Genomic DNA, 20,710 nt, shown 5'->3' with positions numbered 1-20,710 from the left:
GCAGAGAAGGAGTGGCGCCTAAATGAGTGCCGTGAGCCTGCTGTCCCGGATCATCCTGCCGCGTCCCGGCGAACCGCTCGACGTGCGCAAGCTGTATCTCGAGGAATCCACGACCAACGCCCGGCGCGCCCACGCAACCAGCCGCACCTCGCTGGAGATCGGCAAAGAGTCGGAGGTGTCGTTCGCCACCTACTTCAACGCCTTCCCGGCCAGCTACTGGCGGCGGTGGTCCATCTGTCAGTCGGTGGTCCTGCGGGTCGAGCTGACCGGAACCGGCCGGGTCGACGTCTACCGGACGAAGGCCACCGGGGTGCGCATCTCCGTGGAAGGCCGCCAATTCGTCGGCACCGAGGAGCAGCCGGCCGTCGTCGAGATCGAGGTCGCCCTCAAGCCTTTCGAGGACGGCGGGTGGATTTGGTTCGACATCACCACCGACACCGCGGTCAACCTGATCAGCGGTGGCTGGTATGCCACCGAGCCCGCTCCGGGCACGGCCAACATCGCCGTCGGCATCCCCACGTTCAACCGCCCCGCGGACTGCGTCAACGCGCTGGCCGATCTGACCGCGGATCCGTTGGTGGACGAGGTTATCGGCGCGGTCATCGTCCCGGATCAGGGTGTACGCAAGGTGCGCGATCACCCGGACTTCGCGGCGGCGGCCGCGGGCCTGGGCAGCCGGCTGTCCATCCACAATCAACCCAACCTCGGAGGCTCCGGCGGCTACAGCCGGGTGATGTACGAGGCGTTGAAAAACACGGACTGCCAACAGATTCTGTTCATGGACGACGACATTCGCATCGAGCCGGACACGATCCTGCGGGTGCTTGCGCTCAATCGTTTCGCCAAGACGCCGACGCTGATCGGCGGCCAGATGCTCAACCTGCAGGAGCCGTCACACCTGCACATCATGGGCGAGGTCGTCAACCAGGCGAACTTCATGTGGACCGCCGCGCCGCATGCCGAGTATGACCACGACTTCGCCAAATTTCCGTTGAACGACAAGAACGATCGCAGCGCTCTGCTGCACCGTCGCATCGACGTCGACTTCAACGGCTGGTGGACGTGCATGATCCCGCGCCAGGTCGCCGAGGATCTCGGCCAACCGCTGCCATTGTTCATCAAATGGGACGACGCCGAGTACGGTCTGCGCGCCGGCGAGCACGGCTACCCGACCGTCACGCTGCCCGGCGCCGCGATCTGGCACATGGCCTGGAGCGACAAGGACGACGCCATCGACTGGCAGGCCTACTTCCACCTGCGCAACCGGCTGGTGGTGGCATCGTTGCACTGGGACGGCGACATCACCGGTCTGGTTCGCAGCCACCTCAAGGCGACGCTGAAACACCTTGCCTGCCTTGAGTATTCGACCGTCGCGATCCAGAACCGGGCCATCGACGACTTCCTCGCCGGACCCGAGCACATCTTTTCGATCCTGGAATCCGTCCTGCCCGAGGTGCATCGCCTGCGCAAGGAGTACCCGGACGCCGTCGTGCTGCCCGCGGCCAGCGAGCTCGCTTCACCCCAGCACAAAACCAAGGCGATGAAGCCGCCGGTGAACCCGGTGTCGATCGGCTACCGGCTGGCCCGCGGAATCCTGCACAACATGACCAAGGCCGACCCGGAATCCCACACCCGGCCCGAATTCAACGTGCCCACCCAGGATGCGCGCTGGTTCCGGCTGTGCACGGTCGACGGCGTGACGGTCACCACGGCTGACGGTTGTGGTGTGGTCTACCGCCAGCGGGATCGGCGAAAGATGTTCTCGCTGTTGTTGGCATCCCTGCGCCGCCAGCGCCAGCTGCTCAGCCGATTCGACGAGATGCGCCGGGTGTACCGCGGCGCGCTGCCCGTGTTGTCCAGCAAGCAGAAGTGGGAGACGGCGTTGCTGCCAGCTGCAGAACATGCATGAGGCCGCTGCCGCACAGGCACCGCGCGGCGAAGTGGCCGCGCTCGTCGCCGTCCAGGCCGCATTGAGCGATCGTCCCGGCGTGCTACCGGTGGCGCGCGCGCTGTCCCACTTCGGTGAGCACAGCATCGGCTGGGTGGTCGTCGCCGCGCTCGGAGCGGTGCTTTCGCCGAAGCGACGGTCGGACTGGCTGGCGGCCGGGGCAGGGGCGTTCGTCGCACACGCGGCCGCCGTCGTCGTCAAGCGGATCGTGCGCCGCAAACGGCCGCACGATCCCGCCGTCGTGGTGAACGTCGGCACGCCGAGCCAGCTGAGTTTCCCGTCCGCACATGCCACCTCGACCACCGCCGCGGCCGTTTTGCTGGGCCGGACCACAGGCCTGCCACTGCCCGCGGTCTTGGTGCCGCCGATGGCGTTGTCGCGCATGCTGCTGGGCGTGCACTACCCCAGCGACGTGGCCTTCGGCATCGCCCTCGGTGCCGTCGTTGCGGCGATCGCGCGCCGCGCACAAGAGGTCGCAAGAGGTGGAGCCGAATGAGTGAGGACGTCGTGACCCGACCGCCGGGCAACCTGGTCACCGGGGTGATCAAGGCGATACGCCCCCGGCAGTGGGTGAAGAACGTTTTGGTGCTGGCCGCGCCGGTGGCCGGGCTGGGCAGCGGTATCCGGTACGACTACGCGCAGATGCTCACGCAGGTGGGGCTGGCGTTCGTGGTGTTCAGCCTGGCGGCGTCGTCGGTCTATCTGGTCAACGATGTGCGCGACGTCGAGGCCGACCGCGAGCACCCGACCAAAAAGTTCCGCCCGATCGCGGCGGGCATCGTCCCGGAGTGGCTGGCCTACTGTCTGGCGGTGCTGCTGGGTGTGGCTTCGCTGGGTATCGCATGGGTCGTGACGCCGAACCTGGCGCTGGTGATGGCCGTCTACCTCGCCATGCAGCTGGCGTACTGTTTCGGCCTCAAACATCAAGCCGTGCTTGACATTTGCATCGTGTCGTCGGCATACCTGCTGCGGGCCATCGCCGGCGGTGTGGCCACCGACATCCCACTGTCGCAATGGTTCCTGCTGTCGGCCGCATTCGCCTCGCTGTTCATGGTGGCCGGCAAGCGCTATGCCGAATTGCAACTCGCGGAGCGCACCGGCGCGGCGATCCGCAAGTCGCTGGAGAGCTACACCAGCACCTACCTGCGATTCGTGTGGACGCTCTCGGCCACCGCCGTGGTGATCTGCTACGGCCTGTGGGCGTTCGAGCGCGACCACCACTCCGGGTCGTGGTTCGCGGTGTCCATGGTCCCGTTCACCATCGCGATCCTGCGCTACGCGGTCGACGTGGACGGCGGGCTGGCCGGCGAACCCGAGGACATCGCGCTGCGCGACCGCGTCCTGCAGCTGCTGTTCCTGGCGTGGATCGCAACAGTCGGAGCGGCCGTTGCCTTCGGTTAGCCCCGAACTGCAGGCTCTCAAAGCGCGGATGATGCGCAGCCGGCCGGTGATCAGGCGGCCCGGCTGGCCGGTGTTTCCGTACACCACCATGGTGCGGGTCAGCTTGTGGATCAGCGTGGCGCTGGTCGCCGTCCTGTTCGGCTGGGGGAGTTGGCAGCGCCGGTGGATCGCCGACGACGGCCTCATCGTGCTGCGCACCGTGCGCAATCTGCTCGCGGGCAATGGGCCGGTGTTCAACCAGGGTGAGCGGGTGGAAGCCAACACCTCCACCGCCTGGACCTACCTGATGTATGTCGGCAGCTGGGTCGGCGGCCCGCTGCGCATGGAGTACGTGGCGCTCGCGCTCGCGCTGGTGGGATCGGTGGTGGGTGTGGCGCTGCTGATGCTGGGCGCCGCGCGGCTGTATGCGCCGAGCTTGCGGGGACGCAGGGCCATCATGTTGCCCGCGGGCGCGCTGGTGTACATCGCGCTGCCGCCGGCGCGGGACTTCGCCACGTCCGGTCTGGAGAGCGGTTTGACGCTGGCCTATCTCGGGCTGTTGTGGTGGATGATGGTCTGCTGGGCGCAGCCGGTGCGTAACCGCGCGGATAACAAGGTGTTCGCCGGCCTTCTGGCGTTCGTTGCCGGGTTCAGCGTGCTGGTCCGGCCGGAACTTGCGCTCATGGGCGGCCTGGCGCTCATCATGATGCTCGTCGCCGCCCGAACCTGGCGACGCCGGGCGCTGATCATCGTGGCCGGAGGTTTCGTGCCGGTCGCCTACGAGATCTTCCGGATGGGCTATTACGGCCTGCTGGTGCCCGGCACGGCCCTGGCCAAGGACGCGGCCGGGGACAAGTGGTCGCAGGGCATGATCTACCTCTTCAACTTCGACGCGCCGTATGCGGTGTGGATACCCCTGGTGTTGCTCGTACCGCTGGGCGTGCTGCTGTTCGCCGCCCGCCGGCGGCCGTCGTTCCTGCGTCCCGCGCTGGCGCCCGACTACGGGCGCGTGGCCCGCGCCGTGCACAGTCCGCCCGCGGTGGTCGCGTGGGTGGTGGTCAGCGGCCTGCTGCAGGCCTTCTACTGGATCCGGCAAGGCGGCGACTTCATGCATGCCCGGGTGCTGCTGGCCCCGCTGTTCTGTCTGCTGGCTCCGGTCGCCGTCATCCCGATCGCCATCCCCGACGGCCAGGACTATTCGCGGGAGACCGGTAACTGGGTCGCCGGTGCCGCCGGCGCGTTGTGGCTTGGACTGGCCGGCTGGTCGCTGTGGGCGGCGAATTCACCGGGGATGGGCGACGATGCCACCCACGTCACCTATTCGGGGATTGTGGATGAACGCCGCTTCTACTCCCAGGCCACGGGCAACGCACATCCGCTGACCGCGGCGGACTACCTGGGCTATCCGCGGATGGCGGCCATCCTCACCGCCCTCAACAACACCCCCGAAGGCGCGCTGCTGCTGCCGTCGGGCAACTACATCCAATGGGATCTGGTGCCGCAGGCCCCGCCGCCGCCGGGTGACAAGTCCGTGCAAAATCCCCAGCATGCAGTGTTTTTCACCAACCTCGGCATGGTCGGCATGAACGTCGGGCTCGATGTCAGGGTGATCGATCAGATCGGCTTGGCGAATCCGCTTGCGCAACACACGGAACGGCTCAAGCACGGCCGCATCGGGCACGACAAGAACCTCTTCCCCGACTGGGTGATCGCCGACGGCCCCTGGGTGAAATTGCCTCCGGGGATCCCGGGCTACCTGGATCAACAGTGGGTTGCGGAGGCCGTCTCGGCGCTGCAGTGCCCAGAGACGAAGGCGGTGCTCAGCTCGGTGCGCGCACCGATGACCCCGCACCGCTTCTTGTCCAACCTGGTGAATTCCTTCCGGTTCACCAGGTATCGGATCGACCGCGTGCCGCGCTACGAACTGGCCCGGTGTGGACTGCCCGTGCCCGAAGAGGCGCCGCCCCCACCTCGCGAGTGAGAGTCGCGCAGAAGAATTTTCGGCACACGGCGAACAAATCACAGCTCGCCGGCCGCGAAAGAATGGCAGCAACATCACATTTGGCCTCTCACCAGCTGGCAACGGACGTCAAGCACATGCAAAATCACCCGCTTTTACACACATGTTCGAATTGAAAACCGCTGGGTAGGAGGGCTGCTCGACGGTTGGTGCCCCTGCCTCGATGCGACCGAATGGTGCAACGTGTGGTTGACTACACGGGCACTCCTGCGCTTAGCGCGGCGACGATGCGGGCCGGGATGGCCCGAGAAGGAGCCGTGCATTCGGGTTCGTGCAGGCAGTTCGACCAATCAAGACAGTGACCGATCGGTGAAATGCGCCGAAAGGCCGCAAGAAGGATGAGGAAGCAAGGATGACGCTTGTCGACAGATTGCGCGGCGCCGTGGCGGGTATGCCGCGCCGGCTCGTCGTGGCGGCCGCGGGTGCGGCGCTGCTCTCGGGCCTGATTGGCGCCGTCGGAGGCTCGGCGACCGCCGGGGCCTTCTCTCGCCCGGGTCTGCCGGTGGAGTACCTGCAGGTTCCGTCCGCCGCCATGGGCCGGGACATCAAGGTTCAGTTCCAGAGCGGTGGCGCGAACTCGCCGGCGTTGTACCTGCTCGACGGTATGCGCGCGCAGGACGATTTCAACGGTTGGGACATCAACACCCCGGTGTTCGAGTGGTACCTCCAGTCCGGCATCTCGGTTGCCATGCCGGTCGGTGGTCAGTCCAGCTTCTACTCCGACTGGTACAAGCCCGCCTGCGGTAAGGCCGGCTGCACCACCTACAAGTGGGAGACCTTCCTGACCAGCGAGCTGCCCCAGTACCTCTCGTCGCAGAAGCAGGTGAAGCCGACCGGCAGCGCCGTGGTCGGTCTGTCGATGGCCGGTTCGTCGGCGCTGATCCTGGCCGCCTACCACCCGCAGCAGTTCGTGTACGCCGGCTCGCTGTCGGCGCTGCTGGACCCGTCGCAGGGGATGGGCCCGTCGCTGATCGGTCTCGCCATGGGTGACGCCGGTGGCTACAAGACGGCCGACATGTGGGGTCCGAAGGAGGACCCGGCGTGGGCCCGCAACGACCCGTCGCTTCAGGTCGGCAAGCTGGTCGCCAACAACACCCGTATCTGGGTGTACTGCGGTAACGGCAAGCCGTCGGACCTGGGTGGGGACAACCTGCCCGCGAAGTTCCTCGAGGGCTTCGTGCGGACCAGCAACCTGAAGTTCCAAGACGCCTACAAGGCCGCCGGTGGCCAGAACGCGGTGTGGAACTTCGACGCCAACGGCACCCACGACTGGCCGTACTGGGGCGCGCAGGTTCACGCCATGCTGCCCGACCTGCAGTCGACGCTGGGAGCCACCCCGGGTGCGGGTCCGGCCACGGCCGCGACCACCAACGCCGGCAACGGCCAGGGCACCTAAACACGCCAAGCAGCACGACCAGCGGCGGGAACCCTTCGGGGTTTCCGCCGCTAGTCGTTGCGGCGTGTGACTTGTTTCACTACCCGGCGCGCGGGGGAACTACGGCCCTGGCTAATGTGCTTGCAGCGACTACACGATGGAGGGTGGACATGACGGTCGTGCGGGGTATGTCGGCGCTTTTCCGGGTGTTCTGCGTAGCCGTGCTGGCGGTCGGGTTGGCCTTCGCGCTACAGACCGCGGCGACTATCGGCAAATCCAGAGCGGCCGGCTACGAAAGCCTGATGGTTCCGTCGGCGGCGATGGGCCGCGACATACCGGTGGCCTTCATGGCCGGTGGGCCGCACGCGGTCTACCTGCTCGATGCCTTCAACGCGGCCCCGGACGTGAGCAACTGGGTCACCGCCGGTAACGCGATGAACACGCTCGGCGGCAAGGGCATCTCGGTGGTGGCACCGGCCGGCGGCGCGTGGAGCATGTACACGAACTGGGAGCAGGATGGCAGCAAGCAGTGGGACACCTTCTTGTCCAGCGAGCTGCCCGACTGGCTAGCGGCCAACAAGGGCCTGGCCCCCGGCGGCCACGCCGCCGTCGGTGCATCGCAGGGTGGCTACGGTGCGATGGCGTTGGCCGCCTTCCATCCGGACCGTTTCGGCTTCGCCGGATCTCTGTCCGGGTTCCTCTATCCGTCGAGCACCAACTACAACGGCGCGATCCTGGCCGGCCTGCAGCAGTTCGGCGGTGTTGACGGCAACGGCATGTGGGGGGCCCCGCAGCTGGGCCGGTGGAAGTGGCACGACCCCTACGTGCACGCCTCGCTGCTGGCGCAGAACAACACCCGCGTCTGGGTCTACAGCCCGACGAACATGGGCGGCGACGACGCCGCGATGATCGGTCAGGCCGGCGCGGCGATGGGCAGTTCGAGGGAGTTCTATCAGCAGTACCGGAGCAACGGCGGCCACAACGGGCACTTCGATTTCCCCGGCGGCGGCGACAACGGCTGGGGTTCGTGGTCGGGGCAGCTCGGGGCGATGTCGGGTGAGATCGTCGGCGCCATTCGCTAGCGACGATCGCAACCCGGCCGGCCCACGCTGCGGGTCGGCGCCATCGGGTAGCGCTAGCGGGTCGCTGCCCGGCCGGCCCACCCGGCCGAGCCGGTACCGTGTATTGGGTGCAGCGGGGGTCGGGAGGACCGCGTAGCTGCGATCCACCGACACTGCTGGCAGGAGAACATGGCTACAAGCGCGCGGCGTAAGCGGCAACGCACCCTCGCCTGGATCGCCGCGCTGTCGGTCGCCGCGGTCGTCCTGCTGGGAATCCTGGCCGCGGTGACCTTGCTGCGCGGGCACCAGTCGGAGCCCAGCGCGGTTCCGCCCGGCGTCCTGCCGCCGTCGTCGACGACGACGCACCCGCACAAGCCGCGTCCCGCGTCGCAGGACGCTTCCTGCCCCGACGTGCTGCTGGTCGACGTCCCCGGCACGTGGGAGTCCTCGGTGCAGGACGATCCCGCCAACCCCGTCCAATTTCCCAACGCGCTGCTGCACAAGGTGACCGCCAGCCTCACCCAGCAATTCCCGTCGTCGCGGGTGCAGGCTTACACCACTCCTTACACCGCGCAGTTTCACAATCCGCTGAGCGGTGACACGCAGATGTCCTACAACGCCAGCCGTGCAGAAGGCACGCGCGCCACTGTGCAGGCGATGACCGACATGAACGCCAAGTGCCCGCTCACCAGTTACGTACTGATGGGCTTTTCGCAGGGCGCGGTGATCGCCGGCGACATCGCCAGCGATATCGGCAACGGACGCGGACCCGTCGACGACGACCTGGTGTTGGGTGTGACGTTGATCGCTGACGGTCGTCGACAGATGGGAGTCGGCAACGACATCGGGCCCAACCCGCCGGGGCAGGGCGCCGAGATCACCTTGCACGAGGTGCCCATCCTGTCCGGAATGGGCCTGACCATGACGGGTGAGCGCCCGGGCGGTTTCGGCAACCTCAACGGGAAGACCAACGAGATCTGCGCGCCGGGTGACCTGATCTGCGCCGCTCCGGAGGAGGCGTTCAGCATCGCGAACCTGCCGACCACGCTGAACACCTTGGCCGGCGGGGCCGGTCAGCCGGTCCACGCGCTGTACGCAACGACGCAGTGCTGGAGCATCGACGGGGCACCGGCGACCGACTGGACGCTCAACTGGGCTCACGGTCTGATCGCAAATGCGCCACAACCAAAACACGGGTGATCTCCGGCGGCGGGACACAAGCGTCAGGTGGCGGTTGCCGATGTCGATCAGCGGTACCTTGTGATTTGGTCTGCCGCAGGCAGCCCCGTAACATTAAGAGGAATTTAAGAGCTATCGGACCGTTGTCGCGCACCCGATCGGGGTGGATGCTGGCTGGGGCTGGCACATCAACCGGCATTCCCCAAACGGGTGCGGTGCGCGGTCTGACGCGTGTGATCAGACATGTAACCGTCGGCGCAGCCGGCATGAAGAACGAAGCCGTCGGCGCAGCCGACCGAGAACAAGGCGTCGGGCGAGCCCGACCCAAGACAGGTGCGACAGGAGAGCGGCATGGTGTACCACAACCCGTTCATCGTGAATGGAAAGATCAAGTTCCCGGACAACACGAACTTGGTCAAGCACGTTGAGAAGTGGGCGAAGGTTCGCGGCGACAAGCGCGCCTACCGGTTCCTGGACTTTTCCACCGAGCGCGACGGCGTCGCCTGCGACATCTCCTGGTCGGAGTTCAGCGCCCGCAACCGCGCCGTGGGCGCCCGGCTGCAGCAGGTCACGCAGCCCGAAGACCGCATCGCCATCCTGTGCCCGCAGAACCTGAACTACCTCGTGGCGCTCTTCGGCGCGCTGTATGCCGGCCGGATCGCGGTGCCGCTGTTCGACCCGAGCGAGCCGGGCCACGTCGGCCGCCTGCACGCCGTGCTCGACGACTGCACCCCGTCGACGATCCTGACCACCACCGAGGCCGCCGAGGGCGTCCGCAAGTTCATCCGCGCCCGTTCGGCCAAGGAGCGGCCCCGCGTCATCGCCGTCGACGCGGTACCCAACGAGGTCGCGTCGACCTGGGAGCCGCCGGAGGCCACCGAGAACACCATCGCCTACCTGCAGTACACGTCCGGGTCCACCCGTACCCCGACCGGCGTGGAGATCACCCACTTGAACCTGCCCACCAACGTGCTGCAGGTGCTCAACGGTCTGGAAGGCAAGGAGGCCGACCGCGGCCTGTCCTGGCTGCCGTTCTTCCACGACATGGGGCTGATCACCGCGCTGCTGTCGCCGGTGATCGGTCACAACTTCACCTTCATGACACCGGCCGCCTTCGTGCGCCGTCCCGGCCGGTGGATCCGCGAGATGGCGCGCAAGCCCGAAGACGCCCCGGACTGCGAGGTCATCACCGTGGCGCCGAACTTCGCGTTCGAGCACGCCGCCGTCCGCGGGGTGCCCAAGGAGGGTGAGCCGCCGCTGGACCTGAGCAATGTCAAGGCGATCCTGAATGGCAGCGAACCGGTCTCTCCGGCCTCGATGCGCAAGTTCTACGAGGCGTTTTCGCCGTACGGTCTGCGCGAGACCGCGATCAAGCCGTCCTACGGCCTGGCGGAGGCGACGCTGTTCGTCTCCACCACGCCGATGGATGAGGCGCCCAGGGTCATCCACGTCGACCGGGACGAGCTGAACAAGCAGCGCTTCGTCGAGGTCGACGCAGATTCGCCGAAGGCCGTTCCCCAGGTTTCCGCCGGCATCATCGGCGTGGACGAGTGGGCCGTCATCGTCGACCCGGAGACCGCGAGCGAGCTGCCGGACGGTCAGATCGGCGAGATCTGGCTGCACGGGAACAACCTGGGCATCGGCTACTGGGGCAAAGAAGAAGAGACCAACGACGTCTTCCGCAACATCCTCAAGTCGCGGATCAGCGAGTCGCACGCCGAGGGTGCCCCCGACGACGGCATGTGGGTCAAGACCGGCGACTACGGCACCTACCACAAGGGCCACCTCTACATCGCGGGCCGCATCAAGGACCTCGTCATCATCGACGGCCGCAACCACTATCCGCAGGACCTTGAATACTCGGCGCAGGAAGCCAGCAAGGCGCTGCGCACCGGTTACGTCGCCGCCTTCTCGGTGCCGGCCAACCAGCTGCCGAAGGAAGTGTTCGACAACCCGCACGCCGGCATCAAGTACGACCCCGACGACGGCTCAGAGCAGCTGGTGATCGTCGCCGAGCGGGCCGCCGGCACACACAAGCTGGACTACCAGCCCATCGCCGACGACATCCGGGCCGCCATCGCCGTACGCCACGGCGTGACGGTCCGCGACCTGCTGCTGGTGCAATCGGGAACCATCCCGCGCACCTCCAGCGGCAAGATCGGGCACCGCGCCTGCCGCGCGGCCTACCTCGACGGCAGTCTGCGAAGCGGCGTCGGTTCCCCGACGGCCTTCGCCAGCTCCACTGACTGAATCTCTAAGGACCATGGCTGACACTGAGCACCCCGAAAACCAGACCCCGGGCCCTGACGGGGAGGTGCCCGCCAAAAAAGTCGACATGCGCGCCGGCGACGAGGCAGAGCGAAGCGATGTGGGGGCACCTCCCGCTTGCGGGGGAGAGAAGCGGCGCATAACAACCGTGCCCGAGATGCGCGAATGGCTGCGCAACTGGGTAGGCCGGGCCGTCGGGAAATCGCCCGACGAGATCGATGAGTCGGTGCCGATGGTCGAGCTGGGCCTGGCGTCGCGCGACGCCGTGGCGATGGCCGCCGACATCGAGGACATGACGGGTGTGACCCTGTCAGTCGCAGTCGCATTCCAGCACCCGACCATCGAATCGCTGGCCACCCGCATCATCGAGGGCGAACCCGAGGTCACCGACGACGAACTCGACGGCGCGGACTGGACGCGGACCGGTCCGGCCGAGCGCGTCGACATCGCGATCGTGGGCCTGTCGACACGGTTGCCCGGGGACATGAACTCCCCGGACGAAACCTGGGCCGCGCTGATGGAGGGCCGCGACGCCATCACCGATCTGCCCGAGGGCCGGTGGTCGGAATTCCTCGAGGAGCCGCGCATCGCCCAGCGCGTCGGCACCGCCCGCACCCGGGGCGGCTATCTGAAGGACATCAAGGGCTTCGACTCCGAGTTTTTCGCGGTCGCCAAGACCGAGGCCGACAACATCGACCCGCAGCAGCGGATGGCGCTCGAGCTCACCTGGGAGGCGCTCGAGCACGCCCGCATCCCGGCGTCGAGCCTGCGCGGCGAAGCCGTCGGCGTGTACGTCGGCTTCTCCAACAACGACTACCAATTCCTGGCCGTGTCCGACCCGACCGTGGCGCATCCCTACGCGATCACCGGGACGGCCAGCTCGATCATCGCCAACCGGGTGTCCTACTTCTACGACTTCCGCGGACCGTCGGTCGCGCTGGACACCGCCTGCTCGAGCTCGCTGGTGGCGACGCATCAGGCGGTGCAGGCGCTGCGCAACGGCGAGTGCGACGTGGCGGTCGCCGGTGGCGTCAACGCGCTGCTCACGCCGCTGGTGACGCTCGGTTTCGACGAGATCGGCGCGGTGCTGGCCCCCGACGGCCGGATCAAGTCGTTCTCCTCCGACGCCGACGGCTACACCCGTTCCGAGGGTGGCGGCATGTTCGTGCTCAAGCGGGTCGACGACGCCCGCCGCGACGGCGACCAGATCCTGGCCGTCATCGCCGGCAGCGCGGTCAACCATGACGGCCGGTCCAACGGCCTGATCGCCCCCAACCAGGACGCCCAGGCCGAGGTGCTGCGCCGGGCCTACAAAGACGCCGGGATCGACCCGCGCACCGTCGACTACATCGAGGCGCACGGCACCGGCACCGTCCTCGGTGACCCGATCGAGGCCGAGGCGCTGGGCCGCATCGTCGGGCGGGGGAGGCCCGCCGACCGTCCGGCGCTGCTGGGCGCGGTGAAAACCAATGTGGGACACCTGGAGTCGGCCGCCGGCGCGGCGAGCCTGGCCAAGGTGGTGCTGGCATTGCAGCACGACAAGCTGCCGCCGTCGATCAACTTCGCCGGCCCCAGCCCCTACATCGACTTCGACGGCATGCGGCTGAAAGTCGTTGACAGTGCCAGCGATTGGCCACGTTACGGCGGCTACGCCCTGGCCGGGGTGTCCAGCTTCGGTTTCGGTGGGGCCAACGCGCACCTGGTGGTGCGCGAAGTGCTCCCCCGCGACGTCATCGAGCGCGAGGCCGAGCCGCAGCCCGTGGCCGCCGCCCCGGCCGCCGACGCGGCAGAAGCGCCGGCGATGGAGAGTCACTCGCTGCGATTCGACGACTTCGGCAACATCATTCCGGACGCCTCCGAGGCGGAGGAGCCGGAGTACGAGCTTCCGGGCGTGACCGATGAGGCGCTGCGCCTCAAGGAGATTGCACTGGAAGAGCTTGCCGCACAAGAGGAGTCGGAGCCGACCAAGCCACTGATTCCGCTCGCGGTGTCGGCGTTTCTGACGTCGCGCAAGAAGGTCGCCGCCGCCGAGCTCGCGGACTGGATGGAGACCCCGGAGGGGCAGGCGTCGTCGCTGGAATCCATCGGCCGGGCGCTGTCGCGCCGTAACCACGGCCGCTCGCGCGCGGTGGTGCTCGCCCACGACCACGAAGAGGCCATCAAGGGTCTGCGCGCGATCGCCGAGGGCAAGCAGCGGCCAGGCGTGTTCAGCACCGACGGGCCGGTGACCAGCGGCCCGGTATGGGCGATGGCCGGTTTCGGTGCGCAGCACCGCAAGATGGGCAAGAGCCTGTACCTGCGCAACGAGGTCTTCGCCGAGTGGATCGAGAAGGTCGACGCGCTGATCCAGGACGAGCGCGGTTACTCGGTGCTCGAGATGATCCTCGACGACTCGGTCGACTACGGCATCGAGACCAGCAACGTCGTCATCTTCGCGATCCAGATCGCCCTGGGCGAGTTGCTCAAGCACCACGGCGCCAAACCCGCTGCGGTGGTTGGTCAGTCGCTGGGCGAACCCGCGTCGGCATACTTCGCCGGCGGCCTGTCGCTGGCGGACGCGGCCCGCGTGATCGCATCGCGCTCGCACCTGATGGGCGAGGGCGAGTCGATGCTGTTCGGCGAATACATCCGCTTCATGGCGCTCGTCGAGTACTCCGCCGACGAGCTCAAGACCGTGTTCGGCGACTTCCCCGGCCTGGAGGTGTGCGTCTACGCCGCGCCCAGCCAGACCGTGATCGGTGGCCCGCCGGACCAGATCGACGCGATCGTCGCGCGCGCCGAGGCCGAGGGCCGCTTCGCCCGCAAGCTGCAGACCAAGGGCGCGGGCCACACCTCGCAGATGGACCCGCTGCTCGGTGAGTTCTCCGCTGAGCTGCAGGGAATTCAGCCGCTGAGCCCGACGGTCGGGATCTTCTCGACCGTGCACGAGGGCACCTACATCAAGCCCGGCGGCGAGCCGATCCACGATGTCGCCTACTGGGTCAAGGGAATGCGGCATTCGGTCTACTTCACCCACGGCGTGCGCAACGCCGTCGACAGCGGGCACACCACGTTCCTGGAGCTCGCGCCCAACCCGGTGGCGCTGATGCAGATCGGCCTGACCACCGCCGCCGCGGGTTTGCATGACGCCCAACTGATTCCGACGCTGGCCCGCAAGCAGGACGATGTCGAGTCGATGATCTCGGCCATGGCGCAGCTCTACGTCCACGGCCACGACCTGGACATCCGCACCCTGTTCACCCGCGCGCGGAGGGCCCCAGGACCTGAAGATTTTGCGAACATTCCGCCGACCCGGTTCAAGCGCAAAGAGCACTGGCTCGACGTGCACTTCTCCGGCGACGGCTCGGTGATCATGCCGGGGACGCACGTCGCGTTGCCGGACGGCCGCCACGTCTGGGAGTTCGCACCGCGCAACGGCGAGACGGATCTGGCCGCTCTGGTGAGATCCGCTGCAGCACAGGTGCTTTCAGATGCGCAGTTGGTGGCGTCCGAGCAGCGCGCGGTGCCCGCCGCCAGCGCCCGGCTGGTGACGACGATGACCCGGCACCCCGGTGGCGCGTCGGTGCAGGTGCACGCCCGCATCGACGAGTCCTTCACCCTGGTCTACGACGCGCTGGTGTCGCGGGCCGGCCAGAGTGTGGCCGCGTTGCCGACCGCGGTGGGCGCCGGTGCGGCCATCGCCGCCCCGACCACAACCACCGCGGTCCAGGCGGCGGGTCCTGTGTCCGAGCCGCAGGCCGAGGAGGACGACGCGGAGACGTTGTCGGACAGCCTGACCAACCGCTACCTGCCGTCCAGCGTGGGCAGGTGGACACCGGATTCCGGCGAGACGATCGGCGAGCGGCTGGGGATGATCGTTTCGGCGGCCATGGGTTACGAGCCCGAGGACCTGCCGTGGGAGGTGCCGCTGATCGAGCTCGGCCTGGACTCGCTGATGGCGGTGCGGATCAAGAACCGCGTCGAGTACGACTTCGACATGCCGCCCATCCAGCTGACCGCGGTGCGCGACGCCAACCTCTACGCCGTCGAGAAGCTGATCGAGTACGCGGTCGAGCACCGCGACGAGGTCCAGCAGTTGCACGAGCACCAGAAGACGCTGACGCCCGAGGAGATCGCCAAAGAGCAAGCCCAATTGCTCAGCGGGGCAACGCCGATTTCGGCCGCCGCACCCGCGCCGGACCCGCAGGCCGAGCCCGAGACCCAGCCGGATCCGCCGGCGTCGGACGCGTCGATCCCGCCGCCACCGACGGATCCGTCCGGCCCGAAGGGTGCGGCGACCAACGGCGCGAAGCCGGACCTGGCGGGGGCCCTCAGCCAGGAGGCGGTGGCCAAGGCACTGAATTCCGATGTGCCGCCACGTGATGCCGCCGAACGGGTGACCTTCGCGACGTGGGCGATCGTCACAGGCAAGTCGCCGGGCGGCATCTTCAACCCGCTGCCCAAGCTCGACGAGGACACTGCGGCCAAGATGGCGCAGCGGCTCTCGGAGCGCGCCGAGGGAACCATCACCGCCGAGGATGTCCAGACGTCGGAGACCATCGAGGCGCTGGCCGAAAAGGTCCGTCAGTTCCTGGAGGCCGGTCAGATCGACGGCTTCGTCCGCACCCTGCGGGCCCCGCGGAACGAGTCGCAGGTCCCCGTCTTCGTGTTCCATCCCGCCGGCGGTTCGACCGTGGTCTACGAGCCGTTGTTGAAGCGGTTGCCGCCGGACACGCCGATGTACGGGTTCGAGCGCGTGGAGGGCACGGTCCAGGAACGGGCCGCCCAGTACGTGCCGAAGCTGTTGGAGATGAACGAGGGCAAGCCGTTCATCCTGGCCGGTTGGTCGCTCGGCGGGGCGCTCGCTTACGCCTGCGCGATCGGGCTCAAGCGGGCCGGGGCCGACGTGCGTTTCGTCGGGATGATCGACACCGTGCGCGCCGGCGAGGAGATCCCGCAGACGCAGGAGGAGACCCGCAAGCGCTGGGACCGGTACGCGAAGTTCGCCGAGCGCACCTTCAACGTCGAGATCCCCGCGATCCCCTACGAGCAGCTCGAGGAGCTCGACGACGAGGGGCAGGTCAAGTTCGTGCTGGACATCGTCCAGCAAAGCGGTGTGCAGATCCCGGGCGGCATCGTCGAGCACCAGCGGACGTCCTACCTGGACAACCGGGCGCTCGAAACCGTCCAGATCGAGCCGTATGACGGCCACGTGACCCTGTACATGGCCGATCGCTACCACGATGACGTCATCCAGTTCGAGCCGCGATATGCGGTCCGTCAGCCCGACGGCGGCTGGGGCGAGTACGTGGCCGACCTCGAGGTCGTCCCGATCGGCGGCGAGCACATCCAGGCCATCGACGAACCGATCATCGGCAAGGTCGGTGCTCACCTCGCCGACGTGCTGAATAAGGTGGAGGCCGAAATCAGTCAGACGAGTGAGGTGGGCAAGTAGTGACGGAGACCGTGCCAGCTCCGGGGGCAGCTCCCATCCAGCACACCACCGCCGAGAAGCTGGCCGAGCTCCGTGCTCGCCTGGAACTGGCCAAAGAGCCCGGCGGTGAGAAAGCCGCCGCCAAGCGCGACAAGAAGGGCATCCCGAGCGCTCGCGCGCGGGTGCACGCTCTGGTCGACCCGGGCACCTTCCTGGAAGTCGGGGCGCTGGCCAAAACGCCCAACGACCCGAACGCGCTCTACGGCGACGGCTGCATCACCGGCCACGCCATGATCGACGGCCGCCCGGTCGGGGTGTTCTCCCACGACCAGACCGTGTTCCAGGGCACCGTCGGCGAGATGTTCGGCCGCAAGGTCGCGCGGCTGATGGAGTGGTGCGCGATGGTCGGCTGCCCGATCATCGGCATCCAGGACTCCGGTGGCGCCCGCATTCAGGACGCGGTCACCTCGCTGGCGTGGTACGCCGAGCTGGGCCGCCGCCACGAGGCTTTGAGCGGGCTGGTGCCGCAGATCTCCCTCATCTTCGGCAAATGCGCTGGGGGCGCGGTGTATTCGCCGATCCAGGACGACCTGCTGGTCTCGGTGCGCGACCAGGGCTACTTCTTCGTCACCGGCCCCGACGTGATCCGGGAAGTCACCGGCGAGGACGTCACCCTCGACGAGCTCGGTGGTTCGGATGCGCAGGCCCGCTACGGCAACATCCACCAGGTGGTGAACTCCGAGGCCGAGGCCTTCCAGTACGTGCGTGACTTCCTGTCGTTCCTGCCGTCGAGCGCCGTCAGCGAGCCGCCGATCGTCAACCCGGGCCTGGAGCCGGAGACGACCCCGACCGATCTGGAGCTCGACACGATCGTGCCGGACTCGGACAACATGGCCTACGACATGCACGAGATCCTGTTGCGGATCTTCGACGACGGCGACTTTCTCGAGGTCGCCGCGCAACACGGGCCGGCCATCATCACCGGGTACGCCCGCGTCGACGGGCGCCCGGTGGGCGTGATCGCCAACCAGCCCATGCACCTGTCGGGGTCGATCGACAACGAGGCCTCCGACAAGGCGGCGCGATTCATCCGGTTCTGCGACGCGTTCAACATCCCGCTGGTCTTCGTGGTGGATACGCCGGGCTTCCTGCCGGGCGCCGAACAGGAGAAGAACGGCATCATCAAGCGCGGCGGCCGGTTCCTCTACTCGGTCGTCGAGGCCGACGTGCCGAAGGTGACGATCACGGTTCGCAAGTCCTACGGCGGCGCCTACGCCGTGATGGGATCGCGCCAGCTGACCGCCGACTTCAACTTCGCCTGGCCGACCGCGCGCATCGCGGTGATCGGCGCCGAGGGGGCCGCGCAGCTGCTGATGAAGCGGTTCCCCGACCCGACCACGCCCGAGGCGCAGCAGATCAAGAAGGACTTCATCGAGGGCTACAACCTCAATATGGCGATCCCGTGGACCGCCGCCGAGCGCGGCTTCATCGATGCGGTCATCGACCCGCACGAGACCAGATTGCTGCTGCGCAAGTCGATGAAACTGCTGCGGGAGAAGCAACTGTGGTTCCGCACGGCGCGTAAGCACGGCCTGATCCCGATCTAGTCGGCCGCGCGGTGACGCCGCCCAAGCCTAGAGCCGCAGCGTGCCGTCCAGCAGTTCGTCGAAGTGCTCCAACGCCTCGTCGGAGTCGGCGTCGATACCGCGCAGCGCCCCGCGATCGGCGAGATATCGCTGGGTGTAGAGCCGCGCGACGAGCGCCTTGCGTTCACCACCGCGGGTGGTGCGCTCCCAGGCTGCCTGCTCGATGAGCAACGCACCGGCATAGACGTCACCCATGAACTGGGCCAGCGGAAACAGCCGCGCCTCGGCCGTCTGTCTGTCGAGTTTGGTCCACGCGGTGATCGCCGCGTCGAGGTCCTCGATCCGGCCCGCGACCAGCCGGGTGGCCTCGCCGTCGTCGGCGACCGACACCGCATCGCGCAGCCGGGCCAACAGCGTCTCGTGCGCGCGGGTCTGTTCGATCCCGCGTCGCACGTCCAGACACAAGATGTTGTCCGGTCCCTCCCAGATGGTGTTCACCTGCGCGTCGCGTAGCAGCCGCGCCACCGGCCAGGTCTCGATATAGCCGTTGCCGCCGTGGATTTCGATCGCATCCGACGCCGCGGTGATCCCCAACCGGCATACCTTGAGCTTGGTGACCGGCACGGCGATTCGTTGGCGCATGCTGCGCGGCTGACGATGATTCGTGGCGCCGGTGCCGTCGAACACCAACGCCTGTGCGGCCTCGACGTCGACGATCATCTCCGCGAGTTTGCGCCGCATCAGCGGCTTGTCGATGAGCGCGCCGCCGAAGGCCCATCGTTGCTTGGCATAGCACAGCGATTCGACCAGGGCGCGGCGTGCATTGCCGAGCCCGAACAAGGCGATGCCCAGGCGCGCGGCGTTGGTCAGCTCCATCATGCGGCCCAGCCCCTTGCCGTCCGACGGACCCGCGGCCGCGTCGGTGGGCTCGCCGGACAGCAAAAACGCTTCGGCATCGACGAATTCGACCTCACCCGAGGCCACCGACCGGGTGCCCAGCTTGTCCTTCAGCCGACGGACGCGGACGCCGTTGCGCGAGCCGTCGCGGCGGGTGCGCAACACTAGGAAGTTGGCGACGCCTCGCGAAGTATCCGGTGCGCCTTCGGGTTTCGCCAGGACGACGAAGGCCTCCCCGGCGCAGTTGGATGCGAACCACTTGAAGCCGTTCAACAACCACGCGTCACCTTGGCGCGTCGCGGTGGTCTCCAGGGCGCCCAAATCGGAGCCGCCGGTGCGTTCGGTCAGCAGCTGCGCCGTCTCGCCGGCCCATTCGCCCGAGGCGAATTTGGCCAGCACGTGTTCGGCCACGTCGGGTGGCGCGTAGGCGGCGACCAACGACTGGACCATGCCGCCGCCGGTGCCCAAGGCGCAACCCATCCCGATATCGGCTTGATTGAGCAGATAATTCGACGCGAACATGGGCAGCGACGAGCTCACCTTCGCGTCCCGCGCCTCGGTTCGGAGCGCCTGCTGGGCGTCCAGAACGGCACGCTTGGACTGCGTGAAGGATGCCGGCATCGCGACCTCGCTGATGTCGTGACCCCACCGGTCGTAGCGCCGCAGCTGGGGTGGGTTGCGATCCGTCTCTTCGGCCCACCGCGCCACCGGGCCGCCCATCAGTTCACCGATGCGCGTCAAGTGGCGCTCGGCCAGCTCCAATTCGTCGGGCTCGAGGTAGTAGGCCATGGTGAACCGAAGCGTGGGATCGGTGAGGTACCAATTGAGCCCGACGGCTCCGCGGTAGTTCTCCGTCGCGTAGCGCTGGGTTTTCTCGTCGGTGGAAAACGGCAGCCGGTCCACCGCCTCTACGGCGTAGTCGCTCATGGGTCATGACGGTACGCGCCGAGCCGATCGTCAGGCAGTAACACGCGGCGGCCACCGTCGGCGCGGACGCGAAAAACCGTTCGGCCGGAACTGAATTCGTAGGCGGTCGTGGGTCAGTCACCCGGGGCGGTGAGGAAGATCAGCCGGAAATTGCCGACCTGGAGCACGTCGCCGTTGGTAAGCACCGCGGAGTCGACCGCGGCGCGGTTGAGATAGGTGCCGTTGAGGCTACCGAGATCGACGACACGGAATTCGCCGCTCGCGGCGTGGAATTCTGCGTGCCTGCGACTGACCGTGATGTCGTCGAGAAAGATGTCGCTGGCCGGGTGCCGACCCGCGTTCATCACCGGCTGGTTCAACTCGAACTTCGCCCCCACGTTGGGGCCCCGCTTCACCACGAGCATGGCCGAGCCGCGGGGCAGCGTCGCGGCCGCTTCGGCGACGACCGACGACGTGTCGATCTCGTCCCGGGGGTCGGCAGGCGACAGCGAACCGATGTCGCCGGTGGCTTCACCCGTTACTATCGGTTGCTGGCTCGTCTCCTCGTATGACGCCGACACCGCTGCCTTTCACACCATCCCGCCGACACCTACATCGCAGCATCTGCCGTAAGTGTCAAGCAAGGGACGGAAGTCCCTGTTTCGTCCGGGGCGGGT

12 protein-coding genes are annotated in these 20,710 nt (G+C 67.5%); 10 read left to right on the top strand and 2 right to left on the bottom strand.

The window, feature by feature from the left end; genetic code table 11:
• Positions 1-22: 22 nt before the first annotated feature.
• The 10 genes from AC5Y4H_RS02195 (at position 23) to AC5Y4H_RS02150 (ending at position 18,251) form a co-directional block, all read left to right on the top strand.
• Positions 23-1,909 (top strand): glycosyltransferase, encoded by a 1,887-nt coding sequence (locus AC5Y4H_RS02195; RefSeq protein WP_499978213.1) that lies wholly within the window; start codon positions 23-25, stop codon positions 1,907-1,909.
• The gene (locus AC5Y4H_RS02190; protein WP_499978212.1) at positions 1,902-2,444 is read left to right on the top strand and encodes a phosphatase PAP2 family protein; all 543 of its coding nucleotides are present in this window, start codon (positions 1,902-1,904) and stop codon (positions 2,442-2,444) included. The genes AC5Y4H_RS02195 and AC5Y4H_RS02190 overlap by 8 nt, the downstream gene beginning before the upstream one ends.
• On the top strand, positions 2,441-3,349 hold the full coding sequence (locus AC5Y4H_RS02185; protein WP_499978210.1) for a decaprenyl-phosphate phosphoribosyltransferase: 909 nt from the start codon (positions 2,441-2,443) through the stop codon (positions 3,347-3,349). Before AC5Y4H_RS02190 ends, AC5Y4H_RS02185 begins: the two co-directional genes overlap by 4 nt.
• Positions 3,336-5,309, top strand: a complete 1,974-nt coding sequence (gene aftB, locus AC5Y4H_RS02180) for a terminal beta-(1->2)-arabinofuranosyltransferase (protein WP_499978208.1) — start codon at positions 3,336-3,338, stop codon at positions 5,307-5,309. The genes AC5Y4H_RS02185 and aftB overlap by 14 nt, the downstream gene beginning before the upstream one ends.
• Positions 5,310-5,700: 391 nt before the next feature.
• A complete protein-coding gene (gene ag85A, locus AC5Y4H_RS02175) occupies positions 5,701-6,744 on the top strand; it encodes a diacylglycerol acyltransferase/mycolyltransferase Ag85A (RefSeq protein WP_499978205.1) in 1,044 nt (347 codons plus the stop codon).
• Positions 6,745-6,902: 158 nt separating this feature from the next.
• Entirely contained in the window at positions 6,903-7,805 is a 903-nt protein-coding gene (locus AC5Y4H_RS02170) for an esterase family protein (protein WP_499978607.1), read from the top strand.
• Positions 7,806-7,973: 168 nt separating this feature from the next.
• On the top strand, positions 7,974-8,984 hold the full coding sequence (gene culp6, locus AC5Y4H_RS02165; protein ID WP_499978203.1) for a carboxylesterase Culp6: 1,011 nt from the start codon (positions 7,974-7,976) through the stop codon (positions 8,982-8,984).
• Positions 8,985-9,314: 330 nt separating this feature from the next.
• Positions 9,315-11,213: a long-chain-fatty-acid--AMP ligase FadD32 gene (fadD32, locus tag AC5Y4H_RS02160; RefSeq protein WP_499978200.1), complete on the top strand. Its 1,899-nt coding sequence runs from the start codon at positions 9,315-9,317 to the stop codon at positions 11,211-11,213.
• 13 nt (positions 11,214-11,226) lie between these two features.
• On the top strand, positions 11,227-16,665 hold the full coding sequence (gene pks13, locus AC5Y4H_RS02155) for a polyketide synthase Pks13 (protein ID WP_499978198.1): 5,439 nt from the start codon (positions 11,227-11,229) through the stop codon (positions 16,663-16,665).
• 11 nt (positions 16,666-16,676) lie between these two features.
• Positions 16,677-18,251 carry an acyl-CoA carboxylase subunit beta gene (locus tag AC5Y4H_RS02150; protein WP_499978606.1) on the top strand — a complete coding sequence of 525 codons (1,575 nt, stop codon included), beginning with the start codon at positions 16,677-16,679 and terminating at the stop codon, positions 18,249-18,251.
• A gap of 27 nt (positions 18,252-18,278) precedes the next feature.
• Here the strand turns inward: AC5Y4H_RS02150 and AC5Y4H_RS02145 are convergent, their stop codons facing one another.
• Together AC5Y4H_RS02145 and AC5Y4H_RS02140 are read right to left on the bottom strand one after the other, a co-directional pair.
• On the bottom strand, positions 18,279-20,054 hold the full coding sequence (locus AC5Y4H_RS02145; RefSeq protein ID WP_499978196.1) for an acyl-CoA dehydrogenase family protein: 1,776 nt from the start codon (positions 20,052-20,054) through the stop codon (positions 18,279-18,281).
• Positions 20,055-20,167: 113 nt separating this feature from the next.
• Positions 20,168-20,614: an FHA domain-containing protein gene (locus tag AC5Y4H_RS02140; RefSeq protein WP_499978193.1), complete on the bottom strand. Its 447-nt coding sequence runs from the start codon at positions 20,612-20,614 to the stop codon at positions 20,168-20,170.
• Between the last annotated feature and the right edge of the window lie 96 nt (positions 20,615-20,710).

The organism is Mycobacterium sp. NGS58, assembly GCF_059812385.1.
This window is presented reverse-complemented; position numbering and strand designations above follow the sequence as displayed.

What these genes read in the sequence shown, in the direction of transcription:
- AC5Y4H_RS02185 (WP_499978210.1), top strand. Translation starts at nt 2,441, where the DNA reads ATGAGTGAGGACGTCGTGACCCGACCGCCGGGCAACCTGGTCACCGGG.
- AC5Y4H_RS02145 (WP_499978196.1), bottom strand. Translation starts at nt 20,054, where the DNA reads ATGAGCGACTACGCCGTAGAGGCGGTGGACCGGCTGCCGTTTTCCACC.
- fadD32 (WP_499978200.1), top strand. Translation starts at nt 9,315, where the DNA reads ATGGTGTACCACAACCCGTTCATCGTGAATGGAAAGATCAAGTTCCCG.
- culp6 (WP_499978203.1), top strand. Translation starts at nt 7,974, where the DNA reads ATGGCTACAAGCGCGCGGCGTAAGCGGCAACGCACCCTCGCCTGGATC.
- ag85A (WP_499978205.1), top strand. Translation starts at nt 5,701, where the DNA reads ATGACGCTTGTCGACAGATTGCGCGGCGCCGTGGCGGGTATGCCGCGC.
- pks13 (WP_499978198.1), top strand. Translation starts at nt 11,227, where the DNA reads ATGGCTGACACTGAGCACCCCGAAAACCAGACCCCGGGCCCTGACGGG.
- AC5Y4H_RS02190 (WP_499978212.1), top strand. Translation starts at nt 1,902, where the DNA reads ATGCATGAGGCCGCTGCCGCACAGGCACCGCGCGGCGAAGTGGCCGCG.
- AC5Y4H_RS02195 (WP_499978213.1), top strand. Translation starts at nt 23, where the DNA reads ATGAGTGCCGTGAGCCTGCTGTCCCGGATCATCCTGCCGCGTCCCGGC.